The sequence below is a fragment of the Psychrobacter sp. A3 genome (assembly GCF_028823565.1).
GTDB classification, from domain to species: domain Bacteria; phylum Pseudomonadota; class Gammaproteobacteria; order Pseudomonadales; family Moraxellaceae; genus Psychrobacter; species Psychrobacter celer.
This window is the reverse complement of sequence record NZ_JAPEHS010000004.1, coordinates 24,826-48,975: the sequence shown is the minus strand read 5'-3', so window position 1 is coordinate 48,975 and position 24,150 is coordinate 24,826. Positions and strand designations below refer to the sequence as shown.

Below are 24,150 nucleotides of genomic sequence, written 5' to 3'. Positions count from 1 at the left end.
CTTTTAGTAAAATCAATCAACATAAATAAAAATGAGTTGATGAATTATAACAATAAAAAAACGGCTACCGCACGAATATGGTAACCGTTCTTATTATCTTAGTAGCAAAGCCTTAGCTGGCTAATGACTCAGAGTCTGGGTGTGGCTCGTGCGTCTCCACCACCGTCAGCACGATACGACTGTCTGCCGAGCCTGTATTGGCGCTCTGATCTTTTTCTAATGCGACAGCGTTTTCGTCTGTTTCATCTTGTGCCTCAGGTGCCAAGGTCAGATGTACGACCCCGCCATTGACCAAGTCACCAAACAAAATCATACTCGCAAGCGGCTTTTTGATTTCATCCTGTATCAAGCGCTGCATCGGACGCGCCCCCATTAGACGATCATAGCCTTTGTCCGCCAGATAGTCACGTACGTCATCGTCGATCTCTAATGTCACTTGTTTGTCATCGAGCTGTACTTGTAGCTCAACCAAGAACTTATCGACCACTGATACCACGACCGAGGTATCTAATGGGTTGAACTGAATAATCGCATCCAAACGGTTACGGAACTCAGGGGTAAAGACCCGTTTTAACGCCTCAGTATTGTCACGGCTATGATCTTGCTGGGTAAAGCCCATGGACGAGCGGCTGATACTCTCCGCACCGACGTTGGTCGTCATGATGATAATCACCTGCTTAAAGACAGCAACGCGGCCATTATTATCCGTCAACGTACCATGGTCCATCACCTGTAGTAGCAAGTTAAAGACATCAGGGTGGGCTTTTTCGATCTCATCTAGTAGCAGCACACAATGCGGATGCTGATTGATTTTTTCGGTCAGCAAACCGCCTTGATCGTAGCCAACATAGCCAGGAGGCGCGCCAATCAAACGTGATGCGGTGTGCGCTTCCATGTATTCTGACATATCAAAACGTACCAGCTCCACGCCGAGCAGGTTGGCCAATTGACGTGATACTTCTGTCTTACCTACCCCTGTTGGGCCGGCAAACATAAACGAGCCAATTGGCTTATCTGGTGCTTTGAGCCCAGCTCGCGACAGCTTGATGGCATCTGCCAAAGTCGTGATGGCTTCATCCTGACCAAACACCAAGTGCTTGAGGTCACGATCCAAGTGCTCCAAGATACTCTTATCATCACTGGACACCGACTTGGGCGGAATACGGGCAAGCTTAGCAATGATGGCTTCGATATCTGCCACATCGATTTTCATCGGTGCTTTTTTCACCTCAGTGGCTTGAGAGTCCTCATCAGACTTCTCATTCGCGTGGGTTTGATCATCGGCTTTGGCAGTGTTTGCCTCCGCTTGCATCTCGCTGCTATAGTCTGTCTCAGCATCGTCCGTTGCTGCAACTGGTGTATCAAAATCCTGCTCTAAATCAGCGATGAAGCTTTCTTCTGCTGCGACATCATCAGCATCAGGGACGACACCCAAACGCTTATAGGCACCTGCCTCATCGATGACATCTATCGCCTTGTCTGGCAAAAAACGCTCATGGATGTGCTTGGCTGACAATTGAACTGCTGTGACCAATGCTTCATCACTATACTCAACATTATGAAACTCTTCGTAACGCGGTTTAAGCCCGCGTAAAATATCGATAGTATCGTCGACACTTGGCTCTTTTACGTCGATTTTTTGGAAACGACGAGAAAGAGCATGATCCTTTTCAAACAACTGACGATACTCGGTAAAGGTGGTCGAGCCGATACAGCGCAGCTCGCCATTGGCAAGGGCCGGCTTGATCAGGTTTGAGACATCCATATTGCTACTCATCGATGACCCTGCACCGATAATCATATGAATCTCATCAATAAACAAAATCGCATTGGGTTTTTTCTTTAGCGCATCAAGCAAGGATTTCATGCGCTTCTCAAAATCACCGCGATACTTGGTGCCAGCGATAAGCGCGCCGATATCCAGACTATAAATCACACAGCCATTCAATGGCTTTGGCGCTTTTTCGTTGATGATAAGCCACGCCAAACCTTCAGCGATAGAGGTCTTACCTACGCCTGGCTCGCCCACCAATAGTGGGTTGTTTTTGCGGCGACGGCATAGCACTTGTGCCGCCCGCTCAATCTCAGACGCGCGGCCGATAAGCGGATCGGTCTTACCTTCCGCGGCACGCTGGTTTAGATTGGTCGCGAACTCGACTAGCGGATCTTTGCTGGTCTTTTCTGAGGCACCGCGGCGCTCACCTGTCATCGATGCACGTGGCTCTGATGGTTCATCTTTATCTTGACCATGCGAGAGATACTGCGTCAGCTCTAGACGGCTGATGCCTTGCTTTTTGAGCAAATATACTGCATAGGTGTCGTGCTCTGAAAACATCGACACAAGAATATCCGAGCCTTCTACCAGACGGCCGCCGCCGATAGACTGTACGTGAAAGATAGCACGCTGCAAGATGCGATCAAAGCTTTGGGTCGGCTGCGGGGATTGCTCGGTATCAGCATCCACCGTCGGCGTGTGCTTATTAATATAAGCCTCAAGCTCGGTGCGTAGTGCTGAAACATTGGCATTACAAGCGGTTAGGGTGTTGGCGGCATGAGTGTTTTCTAGTAGCGCCAACAATAGATGCTCAACAGTGAGATACTCATGCGATTTTTGGCGCGCAAGCGTCATTGCTAAACGCAAAGAAACTTCAAGATGACGACTTAACATAAGGACTTCCTACGGTTGTACCTATCTTTATAACTGATAGCTTTATGAATGAGTTAGTAAGTAAATCAGGGCGATAGATGGATTGTTCAAGGGCAATGGCGGCATAATTGTTTGATATCAATCAATAATGCGGACCATAACCTCCCTGTTTTGGATACCCTTACCGATAAAAAGAGTCATCTATCGACGATTAAGCCTGCGCCGAGCAGTCGAGTACAGGGCATTATGACTCATATTCGCTTTTCTTTATCTCAACACGATATTTACCCATAGTCAATCTATTAACATCGACTAAAATGTATCGAAGCATATTGCGTCAAGACAGCAAGATAACAAGATAGACAAACAGGCAAGATAAGAAAGCAAACCACAAGAAGGCAGAGATACAGAAGTAAGGTGAAGAATGGGAACGTGATAGCAAATTGGTTATAAAAACAGTACAGCGAGATAAAACATCTATTTTTTTATCTCACTGCTTCATTTTTTCACTGTTTTATTGAGCGACTTGATAGCCCTATATTTGAGTTACTTGGATTTGACTATGGTGATTGAGTGATGGGGAGTGACTGATAAACACTATCAAAAACCAAACGTATTAATTTGAGGCTTACGTAAAGGTGTTGGCATCAGACGTCGCTATTATCCTTTATTACCCTTCCCCTTGATGTGGTTCGATTTGGGTCAATAACGGATACCCTTCGCGGTGAGCCAGACTGTTGACTTTTTTGGCCTTAGTTTCAGCAATATCTTTTGGGTAGATGCCCGCGATACCTTTGCTACTATTATGAATGGTCAGCATAATCTCCACAGCAGCATCCATACTATGACGAAACTCCGACTGCAGGACATACACCACAAACTCCATCGGTGTGTAGTTGTCGTTGTACATGACCACCGCATACATCGGCGGCTTGGCGATTTCTGGCTCAGCCACCAGTACGTCTGCTTGCGGTGAGGTTTCCTCTTCTGTATCACCATCTTGGGCACGGTGGGCGGGCAGGTTTGGAAAGTGCCAATCGCATACCATTGGCGCATCTTGTAGTGTCATTTGTTTTATCATAATCAAAGTATAATTATAAGGTAAGTTTGAAGTTATAGAAGTGATAAAGGTGATAACAAGCAGGCAGACTATTATCGTCTATTATTGATGCCGATCTGAACAGACAGACGGCCGCTAGTCTGTCGCACTCTTTGGTTCAATCGGACTTTCATCCACCTCAGGCAGATCCAATAAAGACAGCGGCATATTGTCCACCCTGTCGCCCAGCTTCCAGTCATACAGCTGCTCTACTTGCTGATTGCCTGCTTGCAAGCTGAGTTTGACTTGTAGAGGTTTAAAGCCTGATGGCATCATAAAGCGACCACGAATACGTACGATACCTTCTATCATATGGTTTGCCGGCTCAAGTGGCACTTCGACCAGCTCGCCATCATTGAGCAAGGTCAAAGTTGGTCTTAGACGTTTGGCTGAGCCATCCGCACTGAGCATACCAATATCAAACCCATACTCAAAAGCATTCTCAGGTAGTGGCTCAATCTTAGCCCCCAGTACTTTTAGTGGCATGCCGCCTTTTTCAGTGAGTGCCTCTGCATACACCTCATTTAGCTGCGTCAGTTGGCGATTTTCTACTGTCAGCGCTTGCTGGTTTTCACGCAGTTCATGTAAGTTTGCTAAGCTAATAGCCAGCTCTTGCTTAGCAGTGGCGGCTTGATTGGTCGCAACCTTATTACTCAGACGCAAATCCTCCAGCTCTTTACTAGCCTCTTTTCTATCAATGATCGCCTGCTTGGCTTCGTTTTGCATCGAGTGAGTACCGCGCTGATAGCCAAGTTTGTGACCAAACACCAGCCCCACAATCGCGGTGACCAGAATCACCACCACAAACAAAGCCAACACCAACGACGAAGCGCCTTGCTGCGTGCGCCCGATATTACTCGCCACGCTGTTTTTAAAAGACTGCTTCCTTTGCTCTATATCACATGGAGCAAAGGTTTGGCATGATACACATGCTGGCTGTGGGCTAAGGCGTAGTGCAATCTGAATACGCATTTAGACAGTATCTCTTAATAGTAAGGGCAAGTTAGTATAACGGAATTTATAATCAATACCTAGCACCATAAATGTGAATGATAAGGTGAGAAAAAAGCGAACAAAACAACACCTTAAGGGACAATGGGTGCAAAACTCAATCCCAATGACTCATCAAGCCCAAACATGACATTCATATTTTGTACCGCTTGTCCTGCTGCTCCTTTTACGAGGTTGTCCTGTACCACGATCACTGTCAGCTCAGCGCGCTCGTTGTCTTGATGTATCGCTATACGCAGACGGTTACTGGCGCGGACACTGCGGGTATCTGGATAATTGCCTTTGGGCATGACATCGATAAATGGCTCACTTGCATAAGCATTCTCGAAGGCTTGCTGCCAGTCAATAGCCGTCCCAGCCTCTGTCATCTCCATATGAATAGAGCTGAGCATACCGCGTATCATCGGCACCAAATGCGGTAAAAAACGAATGCGATGCGTAAACTGACTGCCTAGTAACTGTGCCACACCCTGCTCGATCTCAGGCAGGTGACGATGCCCCTCAACGCTATAAGCCTTAAAATTATCTGTCGTTTCGGCATAATTGAGCGCAAGTTTTGCCTGACGTCCAGCGCCTGAGACACCAGATTTTGCATCAATGACGATTCGCGGCTCGATCAACCTATCTGCTTGGGTGTTTTGTTTTTCGATAATAGGCTTGAGACCTAAAATCGCCGTGGTAGGATAGCAACCAGGGTTGCCCACGACCAGCGCCTCGGCAAGCTTGGCACGATTGACCTCAGGTAAGCCATAAACAGCCGTTTTTAGCAGCTCAGGGCAAGCATGCGACTGCTGATACCAGTGCTCAAAATCCGTCAAGGACTGCAAACGAAAATCAGCAGCCAAATCGATGACCTTAACGCCCACTTGCGTGAGCGCCTCGGCCTGCTTCATCGCCACCCCATGAGGGGTCGCGAAAAACACCACATCGCACTTTTGTAACGCCCCAAGTGTATCTTCACCCAAATCACTAAAAACGATGTCTGATATACCGCGTAAGCTTGGAAATATCTCATCAGCGCGCGTACCCGCCTCGCTACGTGACGTTAGTAAATCAAGAGACACGTTGGGGTGGGCAGACAATAAGCGAATAAGCTCAATACCTGTATAGCCTGTACCGCCGACAATAGCTGCTGAAATCATAAGATATCCTTTTTTACTTGTTTTTTTACTTGAGTAACATCATGCCTAAAAATAAAGTAGCCAGAAAACAAACGCAAGTATCGCTCTACTCTCATCAAGCTCGCTGATAGTACCCGTCGCGGGATTCGACTGGCGATAAGCATTTGCTCTCACATCAAAGCATGGCTCATACGCTATAAACTAAAGTTTATAGTCATGAACCGCATCAATAAATAACTTGGCATTGTCAGGGTTGACCCACTGCGTGATACCGTGACCTAAGTTTGCCACGTAGCCTGTTTTTTCGCCATCTGCATAGGCTCTATCGAGCATCGCCGTTACTTCTGCGCGGATGGTGGCAGGCGAGCCGTACAAGGTTGCTGGATCTAAGTTGCCTTGTAGTGCTTTGCTGCTTTGTAGTTTTTTGTGCTGCTTGGTCAATTGACGCTGGCTCTCATTGAGCACTTGGCGCGCGCGATCTAGCGGCATGGTCCAGTCTAGCCCGAGTGCGTCCGCCTGACTGTCTGCTTGCACATCGAGCCACAGGCCACCGCCTTTGGTAAATAGCACCACTGGGATCTGCGGGTGACGAATCTTTAGCTCAGCGACGATACGCTTATTATAGGCATGAGAGAAGTCAACGAACTGACGATGACCAAGCGTGCCGCCCCAGCTATCAAATATCTGTAAAATCTGAGCACCAGCGACCACTTGAGCATCCAAATAATCCACCACTGCGCTAGCCAACTTATCCAATAACTGATGCAAAAACTCAGGATTGCTATACAAAAAACCTTTGGTATAACGATAGTCCTTTGAGCTGCCGCCTTCGATCATATAAGTGGCTAGTGTCCAAGGGCTACCAGAAAACCCAAATAAAGGTACTTGGCCATTTAGCGCCTGACGAATACTGGTTACCGCACGCATGACATAATCAAGCGAGTCATTCATATCCAGCACTGGCAGTCTATCAAGGTCTGCCTGCTGACGAATCGGGTACTTAAACTTTGGGCCTTCGCCTGTCTCAAAGTACAAACCCAAACCCATCGCATCAGGAATAGTCAAAATATCGCTAAATAAAATCGCCGCATCTAAATCATAACGACGCAGTGGCTGCAAGGTGACCTCGGTGGCACGCGCAGTGTCTTTACACAAGCTCATAAAATCGCCAGCCTCTGCCCGCGTGGCTTTATATTCTGGTAAATAACGGCCAGCTTGACGCATCATCCAAACAGGGGTGGTATCAACAGGCTCAAAGCGTAAGGCACGTAGCAATCTATCGTTTTTTAACGGCGCAAACGTTTGCTGAACCGAATGATTATTGTCTGAAGCACTCATGTACAAATCTCCAAAACCGCACAGTATTTATATCTCTTTGTATACTGTACTGGATAAATAAAGTGAATAAAAAATGATAAACGCTGATAACGTATAGATGGCGGCATATAAATACTAAAAACCGTCTCATGAGTTGATAGGAGCGCCCAAAGCTTAAGCTTAAATGCCATTTATTATTAGGACGTGTCCTCAATCAAATATCTATCGATAAAAATAAGGACACGCCTTGGTCATTGAAAATAGCGATCAGACCGCTAAATAGGATCAGACGGTCAGTGCTAGATTGTCTCGGTGCACCATGACCACGCGCTCTTCATGATTGCCAAGTATCTTATCAAACTCCTCAGTTCGCTCACGAGCCACACGGTGCGCATCACGAGATGAAAAGTTGACTTGGCCGACCGCGATACGCTCGCCTGTGTCTTGGTGCACCACTTCTACCACATCGCCTTCATCAAAATCGCCGCGTACCTCTACCACCCCGACAGGCAATAAGCTCTTATTATGCTCGACCACCGCCTTGGCCGCTCCAGCATCGACGATCAGGGTGCCTGACATGCGTAGATGGGCAGCCAGCCACTGTTTGCGGGCGATGATTTTGTCTTCATCATTGGTGGTCAATAGCGTACCCACCGCCTCGCCTGAGACCACTCGCGTGATGACATCATCGATCGCACCACTGACAATCACCGTCGGACAGCCGCCCATAGCAGCAAGGCGACCGGCGCGGATCTTAGTCAGCATACCGCCGCGCCCAAGCTTGCCACCATCACCTGCGATATCAAACAAATAATCTGCCATCGCACGCTCTTGGCGAATCATCTTGGCATTGGGGTTGTCACGCGGGTTGTCTGTAAAGACGCCTTCTTGGTCTGTGAGGATAATATACAAATCTGCATTGACCATCGCCGCTGCCATCGCGCCCAATGTGTCATTGTCACCAAACTTAATCTCATCAATAGTGATGGTATCATTTTCATTGATGACCGGCAGGACGCGCCAGTCCAACAATTGGGTCAAGGCACCAGTGGTATTTAGATAACGACTACGGTTGGATAAATCATCGTGTGTCAGCAAAAGCTGTGAGCTTTGGATACCGTGTTGAATCAAAGCCGACCACCAGGTCTCAATTAAACCCATCTGACCAATAGATGCACACGCTTGCAAGGCGGCAAGCTTCCGTGGGCGCTCCTCAAGGTTCATACGTACCACACCTTCGGCAACTGCACCAGAGGACACCAGCAGCACTTCCACGCCTTGCTTATGCAGCTTTGCAATTTGCTTGGCCCATTCGTAAATGGCAGTTCGATCCAGCCCTCGGCCGTTATTGGTTAATAACGATGAGCCAATCTTGACAATAACGCGCTGAATATCAAAGTTGCGAGTTTGCTTAATAAACCTTGCTTCTTCGGTCGTATTTGCTATGTCATCTGCCATATAAACTCCTGTGTCTTGTGTCAATTGATTACGGGGGTTGCTCTAAACATTTAAGTATATCAGCTTAAGCATCATAGCTTAAGGCACATAAACCACCTCAACGCCATCTTCGTCGTCATCTAAGCGATCATCGCTGTTATCTATGCCTTCACGCGCAGCTCGGCGAGCGGCTCTATATGCTTCGCGCTGGGCTTCGGTATTTAGGCGAACTTCTTCTTCTAAACGCGCGAAACGCTCTTTTTGTGCTTCAGCAAAGATAGGGTCTTCTATCTCACGCTCGCGCTCACGCTCAATATCGTTCATCAGGTGGTATTTGACCGCGTCTACCCCCTCCCCAGTCAAGGTAGAGGTGCGAAAGACCATACCTGTCCAGCCAAGCTCAGCCACGATATGCGTACACAGCTCGTTTAAGTCTTCATCATTGACCTGATCGATTTTGTTGAGTACCAAAATCTGCGGGAGGTTGGCCAGCTCAGGAGAAAAACGCTCAAGCTCATTTAAGATCACGCGGGCGTTTTCTACCGGATCACTGCCGTCGACGGGCTTGACATCGACTAAGTGTAGCAAACGACGCGTACGAGCCACGTGCTTTAAAAAGCGAATACCCAGCCCAGCCCCTTCGGATGCGCCTTCGATCAAGCCTGGGATATCTGCCATGACAAACGAGCGATGGCGACCGATATCGACGACGCCTAAGTTTGGCACCAACGTGGTAAAGGGATAATCCGCCACCTTTGGTTTGGCAGCCGAGACCTGACGGATAAAGGTGGATTTGCCCGCATTGGGCAAACCGACTAATCCCACATCAGCGACGACTTTTAACTCAAACTTAAGTACTTTTAATTCGCCCTCAAAACCTGAAGTCGCCTTGCGCGGTGCTTGGTTGGTCGAGCTTTTGAAATGGGTATTGCCCAGACCACCATCGCCGCCCTTAGCAACCAATAGCGTCTGACCAATTTCGACCAAATCTCCTAATACTTCGTCCGTCTCGGTATCGACCACCGTCGTACCGACCGGCACAGGCAGATAAATATCCTCTGAGCCTTTGCCTGAACAGTTTTTACTTTGTCCATTTTCACCGCGTTTTGCATCATAGCGGCGCGTATAGCGATAGTCCACTAGGGTGTTGGTGTTGTCATCAGCAATGACATAGACATCACCGCCGCTACCACCATCACCGCCATCAGGGCCACCACGTGGGACATATTTTTCTCGGCGAAAACTGGCGATTCCGTTACCACCGTCACCTGCTTTTACCGTTACGACGGCTTCATCAATAAATCGCATCTTACGTTCCTTAATTTACAATCCAGTCTATAACTGGCTACAACCAGCGGCTGTATTTTAGGTTTTTGCTAGGGGGTATTGTCATAACGACTGCCAAAGTCCCATTGTTGGTGCTTAGCACTGAGTAGTGAGCGCTTAGCACTTAGCATTTGGTACTTAGCCTTCATGATGACAATAACACCCGATAACCAATCGGACTATCGGGTGCTTTATATTATATTTGAGTTTGCAGCGCTTAGCTTACGTTTTATGCAGGAATTTGCGTATAGCTAATGCCAGCCATCTGGGTAGCCAAACGCAAGACCTGAGTACTATAGCCTACTTCGTTGTCATACCAGATATATACGATGGCATGATTATCAGTCAAAATAGTTGCTTGCGCATCGACGATACCGACATGAGTGGTCCCAACAAAGTCGGTCGATACCGCTTCAGTCGAGTCTGTATAAGCGATTTGCGACTGCCAAGTGTGACTGTTGGCGATTTTGCGCATAAACGCATTTAACGCATCAGCACTCTCTGGCGCGGTTTTTAGATTTAAGTTCAAAATCGCAAGACTCACGTTGGGGGTCGGAACGCGGATGGCGTTGCCAGTTAGCTTACCACTGAGCTCCGGTAATGCTTTACCGACTGCTTTTGCAGCGCCTGTGCTGGTGATGACCATGTTCAATACGGCACTACGGCCACGGCGGTCTGATTTGTGATAATTATCAATTAGGTTTTGATCATTGGTAAATGAGTGAATGGTCTCGACGTGACCATTTTCGATACCGTACTCATCGTTTAGTACTTTTAGCGTTGGGGTAATAGCGTTGGTGGTACAGCTGGCTGCACTAACGATAGTATCATCGCCGACTGTGTCATTGTTGACACCATACACGACGTTTTTGATATCACCGCCTGCTGGTGCGGTTAGGAGTACTTTTTTGACACCAGTAGATTGTAAGTGCTTACCAAGGCCATCTTCGTCTTTCCAGATACCTGTGTTGTCGATCACCAATGCATCAGCGATGCCATAAGCGGTATAATCGATGGTGCTTGGGTCATTGGCATAAATCACTTGTACAAAGCGACCATTGATGATCAGGCCGTTGTTGTCTTCATCAACCGTCACGCCGCCAGCAAAACTACCATGGATAGAGTCGCGCTCTAACAACGACGCACGCTTGGCCAGATCGCCTGCTTTTGCAGGACGTACGACGATGGCTTTTAGCTGCAAGCCTTTGGCACTAGATGCTTGCGATAACAATAGGCGAGTCAAAATACGACCGATACGGCCAAAACCGTATAGTACCACATCAGTGGCGCTGTTCATCGCCCCTTGCTCGTGATTGACGGCTTGCAGGGCAGCCTGTACGTCAGTATCAGAGGCGATTAGCTGGCCGACATCGATACGAGCGGCTTGAATGCCTTCATTTTCTGCCAAAGTTTTTACCATGGCCAAGGTGTCAGCGACCTGGATGGTCTTTGCGCCTTGCTCACGCAATGCTACTTTTTGATGCAGTGCCAATATTTGACCCACTGAGCTGGTATCTAGCGTTTCGCCGAACAAAGTCACTTGTACGTCTTGCTCATTATAAAGCTTATTTAGCAGCCCCATTAGCTCAATGGCTTGTTGTTCTTGGGTGTTGTAGTTGCTCAAGTGGTCTTGATGTAATTGGCGTAAGGTATCAGCGTTGCTCACGAGAAACATCCTTATGGTCAGTAATGTATGATCAGTAAAGTGTGAAGAAAAATAAATAGATGGGCAGTATAGGCTCTAAGCGTTGACACTTATGGAGTCATCAAGACTCTCGATTTTGGTTATTTGCGTTAGAGTATGTAGAGCGCCTAGATTTTAGCCTAAAACGCCCTATTTTGCCAGTCATTAACCACGCGAACAGGATTATGGGACCAAGTTGACCGTTTGTTTGGACTGCGGTGTCAGCTTAAATTCTTTTAAATCGTAGCCTTGTTGCTGGGCAATTTGACGATATTTGGCGTACGTTTCTTGAGCGATATCTGGTGAGCGTGCCAGCAACCAAAGATAGTCTTTGTCAGGCGTCCCTACCAAGGCAGTTTTATAATCGCCATCACGTGCCAGCACCCAATAGTCGGCACGGCCCACTGGCAGCCAGCGTATCCACGATGGCAAAAACGTAACCTTGAGTTTACTACCAGTGGCATCGGCAGGCTTGGCCAAACCGTCAGCAACAATCTCTGCGCCGTCACTATCCAAGCACTTGTTGGTGACGATAACGCCCGAGCCATCCGTTTTTTGCGTATAGTTGGCCGTCACATCGCCTGCACAGTTACGCTGAAAATACATCGGCAAACGACCTATCTCATACCACGTCCCCGCGTATTTGTTTAGATCCACACTATCAACTGTGGTCGGCGTGGTCGCAGATTTATGGATGATATCACTTGGCTGCACAGCTAATGTCTCTGTCATTTCAGCGCTGCTGGTCTTTGCCACTGTGCTTGATTTTGCCGCTGTGGTTGTCTCAGGCGATGCAGCATAAGCAGAAAACGCCGCCAGAGGTATGATAATCGCTAATGCTATGCCTGTGTGCTTGATCAATCCATTCATAAATACGCGCTCCGGTATTTCGCTGTATGAGTCTGTATAAGACGTAGAGACGTAGGATGTCTGTCCATCAGCTATTGATGAGTTAGGCTTTGATGACGCGCCTACTTTCTTAGACTTGTCGTAGGTATTAATAGCGTCTTGCTGCACAGTATTGTCCGCAGGCGTTTGTCCATGACCCGTCAGGCACTTTGACGTTGTGTGCTTATCTTTTGGCAGCGAGGTTGCTTGGATGTCATCTATCATGGCAGAGTCTTCTATTTTGGCAGGTTTTTTGTTCACCTTTTTATAACCAAAATAATTGTCTTGTAAAGACACCTGAGTGGGCGCTGGCTGCGAATACCTGCTGCTCGCTATCTCATCTACCAGATCATCACGATAGCTGGCATCATTGCTGGCAGCATGACTGACATTGTCTGTTTGCTGTGCGCTGCTTTTGGTCAATTCACTGTGTAAATAGCAGTCGCTAAATGAACTGCTCTGCTGAGATTGAGAACCAGCTTCCTGTGAATCAGACCAAGCTGATTTAGGTAACTTATTGGTTTTCATAGATATACCGTATTTATTATGTCTGTTAAATATGCTTGATACATTGTCAATTTTATACATTGTAGATAACACCTAATGGGTGTAGTCATGGTCTTACGTCTTAACCTAAGCCTATAATGGCGCTATCGTCGATTCTAAATAAAGCAGATACACTATATGTCAACGTGGGACTGGTATAAACACATAAGAATATCAGTAAGTATCAGCGCGCTTTTTTACTAAACGCTATTTACTAAATGCTGTGTCTGCCATACTATTTTTATAATAAGGTATCGTTTGGATAAGCGATAAATAGTCAGCTGCTTAGGGGCGTTTTAATCGGTATTTAATTGACTTTGTTAGACGGTATATATTAAGACCAGCCACCCCACAAAAACAGTGTCGCAATGTAGGGAAACGCAACGGTTTGTAAGTAGATATGTGTTTATGATGCAATATAAATACATGTTTACCAAGCAGATAAATATGCTAAAAAATCAGTGTCTTAGCCGACTTAATATTTGTTGTGTTTTTGCGGTTTTGGGCCTATAAAAACTGACGAATACCCGCCACACTGACGCCGCCGTATTGCTTGGCCTTATCGATCATTGACGGCGATAATCCACCCAAACCAATGACGGGCATGTCAGCCAGTTTGGTCAGTGCAGACCATGCCTGCCAGCCAAGTGGCGCAGTATCAGGATGGGTTTGGGTAGACAGGACGGGCGATACAAAAATACCGATGACGGGCGGCAGTTGCTGCTGGATGCGCATGCGTGCCAGCTGATTGGCGGCGGCGATGCTCTCGGCATCATGACAGCTGACGATAAGTGGTTGCCCTGCGGGTATTGAGTCGGCAGCTGCCGTCTGACCATATTGGCTATGTTGCCAGCGCAGCAGCTCCGTGTGAGTCAGATGGTATGCGCTGATGGGCTGGTGTGCCATTAGCGCCTGAGAGGTGGGCGCCTCCCTGATCTCAGCGCTACTAGAGCCATCATTAGTCAATGGCAAAATAGCCTGAATATCTGGTCGCCTCTGCATGAGCTGGGCAATTGTGCGGTCAGCGCGTGACACACTTGCGTCTTTGAGCCGCACATACACCCACGCACTGGGCAAAAGGTGCTGCTGGTGGTAGGCCAGCCATGCTGCCGCTGGATCGGTGTGGCCGCCAAAATGTGCTAAGGGATAAGTGATGGCGATAGCAGGTGGCAGCTGCAGCCACTGTAAAATCGTACGATTGGCCGCTGGCAATGGGTACTCACCTGCCAGTAACGCTCGCTTATCCACCCACTTGAGCGCCTGCCCCTCTAGACCATACTCAGCCAGTTTATGCTGCTCGTATTGCCCTGCTGTCAGCTCAACTTGATATACCTGCAAGCTGACCTGCTTATCACCATAGTCGTGATGGATACGGCCAAGCTTGACTATTAAGTTATTATCGACGTTGATGCCTGTCTCTTCGGCGACTTCTCGTATTAACGCCCGCTCGGCACCCTCCTGTGCTTCGATCTTGCCACCGACAAACTCATAAAGACTGCCCTGATGCTGCGCGGCATGACGAAACCCAAGGAGATAGCAGTTTTTATAATAAATGACAGCCACGGCAACATTGACAACGTTGGCGCTAGCATTGGCTTTGGTGCTGACAGGCCTGTGGGCAGTGTTGGTAATGAGCGAAGGATGGTTTGTGTGGGTCATGAGGGTCCTTGAGGGCATTAATAGCTACTTGGAAATAGTAATGATAGTAGTGATGGATGATATTAATGACGAAATATTAACTGCGCTCTGACTGCCTTTAGCGGTGCGCTGATTTTAGCAAACGGCTGGTTTTTGATATTCAGTGAGCACAAAAAAGTGGTTGATAGCAAGGGATTTATATAAGTTTACATAATAATTGCATTTTATTTTATCAATTGGCTTGCAAAATTATTAAATCTAAATGATAATTATTATCGTTAAAGGTAGTAGTTCTATTGCCACTTACTGTTTCATCACTTTATCAAAAGGAATTTATTATGAGCATGGTCATCTCTCGTTACTTAAACTGTCGCGAAAATCGTCTGCCTACTTTGCAGTCGCAGCACCTATTTGCCTTAACCAAAGAAGTCCGTATCGAACATGAAGGCGAAGAGTATCGCCTACGCCTAACTCGTAATAACCGTTTGATTTTGACCAAATAAATTGATATCTGTCTGTTATCAGACATCCCCGATAATAAAAAACGCCTTGTATCAAAGGCGTTTTTTATTGCAGCGTGCCCCTGTTTTACAAACAGGGATAGCAGTAAGATAGATTGCAGCCAAATAAGGAAAATGTATACCAGCCGCGACGCTCAATCTATAACTGTTTTATGTTCAACTAACCATATCCCTTTTAGAACTGCCAACTATACACCACATCCACCGCGTTTTCTGCAGCTGAGGTAGCCTCGACGTAGATGCGCCGTGTCAGCTGATAACGAATAGACAAGCTGTTTTGGGCATTAAACACCCCCACGCCATAGCGAATATACAGATCCGGTGTCACATAACCTGTGACATTGACGTTGGTGTCTTCACTACTGCCTGAGGCATCTACGGTCAGACTTTGCAAACCAAACACCTGACCTATCTGGTTGGTCAAGCTGCGCGTGCCGCTAAGGCCAAAGCTCAAGCCGGCCGCCGCCAAGTTGTTGGTGACCTGCGACTTAAAGCCTTGCTCACTGATTTGGGTGGCGCTCTTGTTATTGATTCGACCGGTGACCAGAGCATTCATCGCTTGCTGCTGGGTGAGTCCTGCATTATTAAAGACGATGATATTTGGGTTTTCTGTATTACCCTTAACCCGTAAGCCCACCGTCTTACCACTGATGGTTTTGACCGCCTCGATACTAAGGTTGGGCTTCATCACATCGCCATTAAAGCGTACTTGCCCATAATTTAGCTCCAGACTTTGACCAAAAGCGTTGATATTGGTGCGACGTGACACCTGCACTACCCCTTTTGCGCGCATGATACCAGTGCCAGTTTGATTGATATTAATCGCCCCAGCCAAAGGAATGACCGCACCAAAGCCACGGAAGTTGATATCGTCACCCAAGTCGACACCGATATCGGCATTGATCGACCAAGGCTTGGAGACTGCTAATACCTCATCGATATTGCCAATCAAGCGGCGGTCAAGAACGACGGCATCTTCTGTCTGAGTGATGATATCTTCGCTGGCCTCTGGCGGACGGATGGTCGCTGACGGCACGCTCACAGCCCCTTTGATATCGACATAACGATCGCCTGGACGCACGATGATATCGATGTCAGGGTTGATCTCAGCGACGAGCAAAGGCGGCTGGGTGATGACCAAGCGCTCACCCACGACACTGAGCTTGGCTTGCAGTTTTTGCTGCCAATTCACCGTGCCTGTCAAAGTACCTGTGCCCGAACCACTATTAAAGGTACCATCGATGGTTGCCTGTGTACCGCGGATTTTAGCCTCAGTATTGACATTGGTCAGATTGACGGGCAAATCAAGCATGGCAATACGGCCATCTGCCAGTTTGACATCGCCATAAAACTGCGGTTTATCCAATGTACCGCCCAGACCACCTGCCATCGTGACATTGCCCTCCAATACTCGCATGCCGGGGAAAAACGGCTTAAATATCGCTAAATTCAGCTCATTGAGTACCAGCGCGCCAGAGATTGGCTTGGGTGTCTTATAGGGGTCTACAATCACCTCAGCATAGCCACGGGCGCCGCGCCCTGTATTGATATCTGTGCGTAGCTTGATACCTTCAGGCACCGACAACGCAATCAGGGACACGCGTTTGTACGGTAATGTCACTGGCGCACTATCACCATCTTGAATCAAGCCGATTTTGCCATTGTCCGAGTATAGCGTGGTATTGATGGTCGGTGGACGACCACGCTGCCAGCCGACGATGGCCTTACCATTTATCTTGCCATGCCATTCAATATCTTTGGGCAAAAATACTGAAAACAGCGTGGTATCAAGGTTTTGTAAGGCAATATTGACTTCGCCTTTGTCTGGTGAGGCAATTAAGTTGTCGCGTAGGCACAGCTTGCCACTTTGGTCAGACGCTTGCCAGCAGTGTGCGGCCAGCTGTACTTTAAAGTCGTTGCGACTGCCGTTTTGCTCATGAGGCAAGTTGACAATCAGCTGAGCAGGCTGCAGCTGGTTTAGGGTAGCGTATTTAGACTTTATACGCCCTTTACCGATGACCCCTGACCAGACAAGCTTGTCACGATTAAAGCCGCCTTTGAGTCTGGCACCAATATCGAGCTGCTCATTAGCCACATCCAGATCGACTACATGGGCCTGCTCGGTACCATTAAAGGACGCTTTGACACTTTTAAAGCTTTGCCCTGCTGCATCCAGACCTTCTGCTGTCACGATAAGCTGGCTTGGACTGTTTGCTAAATTGACAAGCTTGCCGCGCACGCCACCTTGACGCAGGATAAATCCTGGCAGCGCGATGCGCTCACCGACCAAATCGATATAAATGGTGGGCAGTGCCTGTCCTGCTGGCTGCGATAAGGTTGCGCCGCCTGTGACTTTACCCGCAAGTTTGTCTGATAGCTGATCAAGGCTTGTGATATTGATTTTGGTTTGTAGCTGCTGGGCGTTGCCATCAGCAGTGACGTAGTTGTCGCCCCAGCGTAGCACCAAATTATCGGCATTTAAGCTATCGATTAGCGCATTGACTTGTTTATATTGCGCTTGCGCATCCTGCGTTTGTAAGCGCTTAAAGTAGCTTGCTAGATCTTTTGGCAACCGCATTTTCGCCGTCAAGCTGCCTTTGGCACTAAGCGGCTGGCCTTTTAGTCGACCACTTAGATCTACCTGTCTGATATTGACGGTTTGCTGATTGTCACCCCAGCGGCCATCCGTATCGATCGTACCAGTGATGAGGCTTGGCGTATCTTTTAGGAAGTATCCGATATTAAAACGATCCATGACCGCCTTGATATCCCACGCGATGCCTTGACGTACATCAACCGTACCTGTCGCATCGATACTACCCGCAGCGCCTATATGACGCAGACGCTTGATACGAATCAACTGAGCATCGCCGCTGGCATCTATCGTCAGCTGACCCGCTGGCAGCTGCTCGGCGTCTAACACACCATCGAAGTTTATGGCAAAGCTCTGCAGCTTTCCTGAGGCGTTGGGGTTGTTTTTGGCAGCCGTTTGCCACGCACCGCTGGTGGTCAAGTCGCCTGTGACAATCGCTGCATTATTGGGTAAAAAATACCCCACATTAAACTTGTCAAAACGACCATCTACTGTCCAGCCGATATGGTTGCGCAGGTCGATGACACCCTTGGCATTGACCGCCCCTGCTTCACCGTTATAGGTTACGTTTCGAATACTGATGAGTTTTGGCGTGCCCGCTGCGTCAATTGAGAGGCGACCTTTTGGTACATCAGTGGTATCGACTTGACCAGCAAAACGAGCGTCAAACACCGACAGCTCACCTCCGACGATATCGACACTGGCATCGCCTGTGCCTGCCAGTCCAATACGACGGCCGTCTTGTGTGGTATCGAGCGCTGCTTGTAAGTCAGTATTGTTTAGGGTGACGATATGACGCTGGCCGCGCGCGCCGCCCTTATTGATATTGAGCAAACGACCGCGCGCGCTGATACTGCCAGTCAGGCGCTCTAGCGGCAAGTCGCTACGATACGCTTTTGGTAGCAAGCCATTGGTACGTGCATCTATCTGCCATGTCAGCGGACGGTTTTTGCGCGCCAATTGGATCTGGCCGGTGCCAGACAAGTCGCCCACCACACCATTGTAGTTGAGGCGATTGATATCAATGACGTCGCCAGTTTTACGCACGCGTACATCATAATTGCCTTTAGGGGTAGCGTTTAGCTCATTGATGGTGGCATTGGCATCGACCGACAGACGCGAGCCGCGAATGATGACGTCTGCTTGCCCACGTGGGCTGTCGATATTGCCGATGCTTGGTACATCACGGCGGATGAGGTTTTGCCAATTGGCATCGATATACCAAGGCGCGGCTTGTGTGGATTTGGCCGATACTTTACCACGCGCGATATTGGCGTTGACATGCTCGCCATCACGCTGGCGCAAATCAGCATCTATCTGTAGATTACCATTACTGTCTTGCTGCTGATAATGGACTGACAGTCTGCCATTTAGTTTTTGCGGTGCATATGCTTTAAAGTCGGCGTAGTCATCTGGAATGGCACGGCGAATATCAAAGTTACTGCCAGTGGCGCGCACTTTGGCATCAAAGCTGTCTTGCCAGTCCAAGATGCCTTGTAATACAAGATTACCCGCGGGTACTTGAGCATCTAAGCGATCGACGCGCAGCTGACTATTGGCAATGATACCGCGGCCTTGATAATGTCCTGATGGGATATCTTTGGCAGTCAGCTCGGTATTGATGCGCAGACGTATTTCGGAGATGACCCCTGTGGCTGTCGCCGTACCGCTTTGTAGGCGGATGTTTTGGCTCTCAGCATACGGAATCAAAATATCATCCCATTGCAGCTTTGCCTGAAACGGCGAGCCGTCATCTAAGCCCTGAGCGACAAAACTACCGCTGACGTCGCTGTCGTTATAGCGGCTACGCACTTTACCAACGGTGCGTTTTAGCGTACCTGTGGCCGTGACATTGAGCGGATCGATATAGGCTTTTTCTAGCGCGCTGACCTCTACGATAGCGCTCAAATCTAGCGGGTAATCACCCTGCAACTCAATCTCACCTTGCAATGCGCTGACGTTGACGATATCAGCATACTGCAAGTCGCCGCGACCCAAAGCGACCTGCGTACCAACCCACGTCAAATCACGGGCGGCGATATCATGCACCACGATAGGTTCTTTGGTCACTTGTTTATAAATGATGTTTTTTATTTTGGCCTGATCAAAACGCAGGTTCACTGGTAGTTGCAGGGTTTTATAATCAAATGGCTCGCCCGTTGGCGGCTGGTTGTTGATGATCTCAATGGTATGAATGTCTGCATCGCGCAGATGCACTTCTTTGGCAAACACCGCACGCCAGCCTATTTTGACATACGCCTTATCGACCAAAATCTCAAGGTCGTCAGTCGCGTTGATATCGATATCGCTGACCCAAATACCATCGCGCAGATTGCCACGGCCATATTTGAAATCAATGCCTGTCTCAGCGCTGATTTTTTCTAAAATAAACTTCGTGCCCGACTCGGTACCTGCAGCATAAAAAAACGCCACCAACATAATCGCCAAGACGATGGTGATGAGCACCAGCAGTTTGAGCAAAAAAGACAGCGGATACCAACGCCTGACAGCACGAGCATCGCGCTGTGCTGGGTCTTCATCTGGTGCGTTATTGGGCGGGGTGTTTTTTGTCAGCATGACACTCAACTACGTTAAAAAATGATGACCAGCAATGGCACGATAAATACGAAAAATGACAATAAAGCTATAAGGGCGAACCAATAAAGAAGTGCAGTCTAACCGGAATACTCTCCTCTGTCACACCCGCGGCGACATCCACCCGTACCACACCGACGGGGGAAGCCCAGCGGATACCGACACCGACGCCGACCTTGGTATCTGTCTCAAAGTCTTTGTCGTAGGCATTACCCACGTCCGTAAAGAAAGCACCGCGAAACCCTGGTCTAAACTCATAGTTATACTCAGCGCTACCGACTGCCAGCACCTGCCCGCCTGTCAAGTAGCCCTTATCTAGCGGGGATAAACTCTCATAGTCGTAGCCGCGAATGCTTTGGTCGCCGCCTGCAAAAAAACGCAGCTTATAAGGCACATCATAAAAATCATCTGCCCAAATATAGCCTGTATTGAGACTGCCTAATACCTGATGTTTTTTATCGTCACCAAAGCTATAAATACCACTGACACCAGCGCGAACGACGGCCAAATCGGTGTCGCTCAGCGCTTTATCAGTCCCAGCTTCGAGCGAGTAATACTGGCGGATACCGCGAGTCGGGTTGGTCGTACTGTCCACGTCGGTTTTGTTCATGCCATAGCCAAACAGTAATGCTCGCTGTTTGGGTTTAGAAGACGTAAAGCGAATGGGCAGATCATCAAGCTCTGTCTCATCTACGCCCGTCTCTAGCTCATCTAAGCGATAACGCATAGAGTAGCTGCGGTTCCAGCCACTGTCGCGGCGGATGTTACGGGCAATGGCCGCTTTTAGCGTTTTGGTGGACAAATCAAAGTTACCTTCGCCTTGATCAATAACCTCTTCTTCATAGGTCAGACGCCCATCTAACTTATCATTGAGCGGATGTTTCCAAGGCCTGCTGCCATAGACAGCGACATTTTTCGTGATTCTCGAAACCTCAGTCTCTGCGCCCGCTTGATAGCCTTGACGATTGAGCAAATTATAATCTATTTTGGCAGTGGCCCTGACACCTGTGTCTGTCCCATAACCTAGACCGACTTGCGCATCACGCGGCTTGTTGGAGGACACAAAAACATACAGCGGTACTTTTTTGCTTTCAGCCACGTCTTGCGGGGTTTTACGTCCTGCCAGCGTGGGCGGTACAAAGTTTTCGTCGGCCAGTAAGTTTTTTTCATCTGGAAATATCTTTTGTGCCACATTACTGATGGAGTCACTGATTTTACCCAAGATGCTGTCCGCCTCTTGGTCTTTTTCATCGAGTACGCGATCGTTTGGCAAGCGGCTTAAACGCTCAGCTTTTTGTTTGATGGCTTGTAGCTTATCCAGCGTGGCTTCGTCTGCCTCAAACTCGATGGTCGCGATATCGGCAGGGTCGACCGTCGCACCGCTATTACTGGCCGAGCTTTCGCTTGCGACACCGCCGTTTCCTGCACTCATACGCCCGTCATTACTGACTGTGCTGGCTGCCGTAGCGGTATTGTTGATCGCACCATTATTGACATCATTGTCATTGACATCGTTGTCCAACACCTCATCGCTATTGGCAGTAGGCGCATTGTCAAAAGCCAACGTGCTCGCCTCACTACTCTCATCAGGTGGCAAAATGGACTCTACGTTGACGGTGTTAAAATAACGGGTCGCCGACAAATCGTTACTAAATTTGGTCACCGCTGGCCGATAAAACTTGTCGCCCGGCTCAAAGCCGATGAGCTGCTGTAACAATGACATCTCAACAGGCAGCTTGTCAGGGTCTCGTGTCAGGGTGTTGGTCGCTTCATCATAAGTAAAAAACACCACGTCATCAAACTCGTAACGATCGCCTGTGTTATAAACCAAAGCGACGTCGGCGGTGTTGTCTGGCAAGATGATATCAACCGATTTGTTTAGCCAATACTCATCAAAATAACCATAAGTGTTACTCAACGACTCCAAAGCCGCTTTGCTGTTTTTGTAGACGCGGTGGTTAAAGATATCGCCCTCTTGTGGTGGCAAGTCCGTTTCGAGCGCAGCAAACTCCGGCTGCTCACCGCCCTCACCGCGAATCTCGACGATGCGGCTGTCCACACGCACCGGCTCTCCCAGATTTTCGATGATGACATCAATCCTATCGCTGTTAGGCTGACGCAAGCGCAAAGTCACATCATAATACCCCACCGCTTTTGCCGCATCTAATGCCGTCTGACGCAGGCGAGGCAAAGCTGCGGTAAAGTCAACGACCGACTGAACTGTCGTATCATCCAGCGCCGCTTTGATGTTTTTTATCGGTTGGGTATCGTCATCGGCTTTTTTGAGCTTTGGTTTGCCATCGCCTGTATCTGCTGCCTGCTGTAGATAGACAGTGGTGTCGACATGCGGCAACGCCCTCATTCCCCCATTAAACAGGCGATTATAAAGCCGCTTGATGATATTACCATTGTTACGGGCTAGCGGTCTTTTTTCATCAGCTTGCTCGATACTTTGGCTGACCGCCTGCGTATCGGTTTGATAATCTGGCAAATAGTCATCAGGATTGATGTCTTGTGCTGCGGCACTTTCTCCATTAGCGGCGCTGGTATTGGCCACAATCTCGCTATCAGTCGCTTCATTAGTGCGGCCACTGCTGACCGAATCACTAACATCGATCGGACGCGACATCACTTCGTCTGTCTGCGCTTGTGTTGCCGCGCGCTCATCTTTCTCATTTTTACCCAGCGTCTCCAAGTTACTTGGGGTTGGCAAATTGGTGGCATCCAGCGCCATATCCAAACCCACAGGCGGAGTGGTATCGTCCAAACTGGCAATCGGAGCGTCAAAGTCTCTGTCATAGCGGCCAACACCGTCAAGGGGGCTGACATTGCTATTGCCAGTCACCGTGCTATTACTCTCTAGCATGGCACTGTTTTGACGATTAATAGCTGCCAGCTCACGCTCTATCTGCTCAGGCGTCATCATCTGATAACCCTGCTGCTGTACCTCAGCGGCCTGCTGCAACAGATTGTCGTTCGCGCCTGTATTAGACATATCACTAGCCAGCGCATCATTATTTAGGGCATTGTCGTTAGGTGAATTGTCGTTAATTGAGTTGTTATTCAGCGCATCGTTGTCGACACCATCTATCATGCTGGCCTGATTTATTTGATGACGGTCAGCGCCATTTGTGTTATTCGTCTGGTTATTCGATCGGTTTGAGGGGTCGTTAATTGAAGAGTTATTATTTACAGCATTTGACGTTTCAGTGTTTGATTTTTTAACGTTTGATTTTTTGAGACCTAGACTTTGCTCACTATACTCATCGAGCACAGATTGATCGACAATACCTTGCTCCACCGCTTTTTTTAGGCGTAGCGCGTCTAGTGCAGCATCTACTTGCGAGCCGTCCTCTAACGGCTCACGCGGCGCTGAGCTAGCGCTTGCACGACTGTTAGCAGACTGAGTGGCAGGAGCTTTGACCATGACCGTAGGCGGCGCATCAGCCCATACCGTAGGCGCTACCCCAAAACCCACCAAGCTGGTCGTCAGCGCGGTAAATAATGCTGAGCGTGTAAAGTGCGCGCACACGGCGTGAGGTCGAGCGCTGTTATCAGAACAGATAGCCGTACTGGCACTCGCGCTATGACTACTCACGCTATGAGTATAGGTATCCTGCGGCGTCAGCGATACGTTGTGCGTTAGAGTTGATGGCTGGTGCTTCATGATTGGTTCCTATCAGCTCACGCGGTACCGTATCAACAACGATGGCCATTGTTTAGCATT

General features: G+C 48.5%; 13 protein-coding genes. 1 reads left to right on the top strand and 12 read right to left on the bottom strand.

Annotated elements, in window-relative coordinates:
- Positions 1–112: 112 nt before the first annotated feature.
- The 10 genes from clpA to NK638_RS01505 form a co-directional block, all read right to left on the bottom strand.
- On the bottom strand, positions 113–2,668 hold the full coding sequence (gene clpA, locus NK638_RS01550; protein WP_274631659.1) for an ATP-dependent Clp protease ATP-binding subunit ClpA: 2,556 nt from the start codon (positions 2,666–2,668) through the stop codon (positions 113–115).
- A gap of 649 nt (positions 2,669–3,317) precedes the next feature.
- Positions 3,318–3,716, bottom strand: coding sequence for an ATP-dependent Clp protease adaptor ClpS (locus NK638_RS01545; RefSeq protein ID WP_201584720.1), 399 nt, complete (start codon positions 3,714–3,716; stop codon positions 3,318–3,320).
- Positions 3,717–3,842: 126 nt separating this feature from the next.
- Positions 3,843–4,610, bottom strand: a complete 768-nt coding sequence (locus NK638_RS01540) for a hypothetical protein (protein ID WP_274631658.1) — start codon at positions 4,608–4,610, stop codon at positions 3,843–3,845.
- Between the two features lie 221 nt (positions 4,611–4,831).
- On the bottom strand, positions 4,832–5,899 hold the full coding sequence (gene argC / locus NK638_RS01535) for an N-acetyl-gamma-glutamyl-phosphate reductase (protein ID WP_274631657.1): 1,068 nt from the start codon (positions 5,897–5,899) through the stop codon (positions 4,832–4,834).
- Positions 5,900–6,079: 180 nt separating this feature from the next.
- A complete protein-coding gene (hemE, locus tag NK638_RS01530) occupies positions 6,080–7,216 on the bottom strand; it encodes a uroporphyrinogen decarboxylase (protein WP_274631656.1) in 1,137 nt (378 codons plus the stop codon).
- A gap of 264 nt (positions 7,217–7,480) precedes the next feature.
- Entirely contained in the window at positions 7,481–8,653 is a 1,173-nt protein-coding gene (proB, locus tag NK638_RS01525; RefSeq protein ID WP_201584713.1) for a glutamate 5-kinase, read from the bottom strand.
- 78 nt (positions 8,654–8,731) lie between these two features.
- Complete coding sequence (gene cgtA / locus NK638_RS01520) at positions 8,732–9,940, bottom strand: Obg family GTPase CgtA (protein ID WP_198336484.1); 1,209 nt, start codon at positions 9,938–9,940, stop codon at positions 8,732–8,734.
- Positions 9,941–10,187: 247 nt separating this feature from the next.
- On the bottom strand, positions 10,188–11,633 hold the full coding sequence (locus NK638_RS01515; RefSeq protein WP_274631655.1) for a glyceraldehyde-3-phosphate dehydrogenase: 1,446 nt from the start codon (positions 11,631–11,633) through the stop codon (positions 10,188–10,190).
- A gap of 192 nt (positions 11,634–11,825) precedes the next feature.
- Complete coding sequence (locus tag NK638_RS01510; RefSeq protein ID WP_274631654.1) at positions 11,826–13,058, bottom strand: lipocalin family protein; 1,233 nt, start codon at positions 13,056–13,058, stop codon at positions 11,826–11,828.
- Positions 13,059–13,583: 525 nt separating this feature from the next.
- Positions 13,584–14,735: an NUDIX domain-containing protein gene (locus NK638_RS01505; RefSeq protein WP_274631653.1), complete on the bottom strand. Its 1,152-nt coding sequence runs from the start codon at positions 14,733–14,735 to the stop codon at positions 13,584–13,586.
- A gap of 323 nt (positions 14,736–15,058) precedes the next feature.
- Between NK638_RS01505 and hemP the strand changes: the two genes are divergently transcribed.
- The gene (gene hemP / locus NK638_RS01500) at positions 15,059–15,217 is read left to right on the top strand and encodes a hemin uptake protein HemP (protein WP_227672156.1); all 159 of its coding nucleotides are present in this window, start codon (positions 15,059–15,061) and stop codon (positions 15,215–15,217) included.
- A 193-nt stretch (positions 15,218–15,410) separates the two neighbouring features.
- Here hemP and NK638_RS01495 read toward each other — a convergent pair whose 3' ends face one another.
- Positions 15,411–20,405: a translocation/assembly module TamB domain-containing protein gene (locus NK638_RS01495; protein ID WP_274631652.1), complete on the bottom strand. Its 4,995-nt coding sequence runs from the start codon at positions 20,403–20,405 to the stop codon at positions 15,411–15,413.
- A gap of 67 nt (positions 20,406–20,472) precedes the next feature.
- Positions 20,473–24,090, bottom strand: coding sequence for a BamA/TamA family outer membrane protein (locus tag NK638_RS01490; protein ID WP_274631651.1), 3,618 nt, complete (start codon positions 24,088–24,090; stop codon positions 20,473–20,475).
- Between the last annotated feature and the right edge of the window lie 60 nt (positions 24,091–24,150).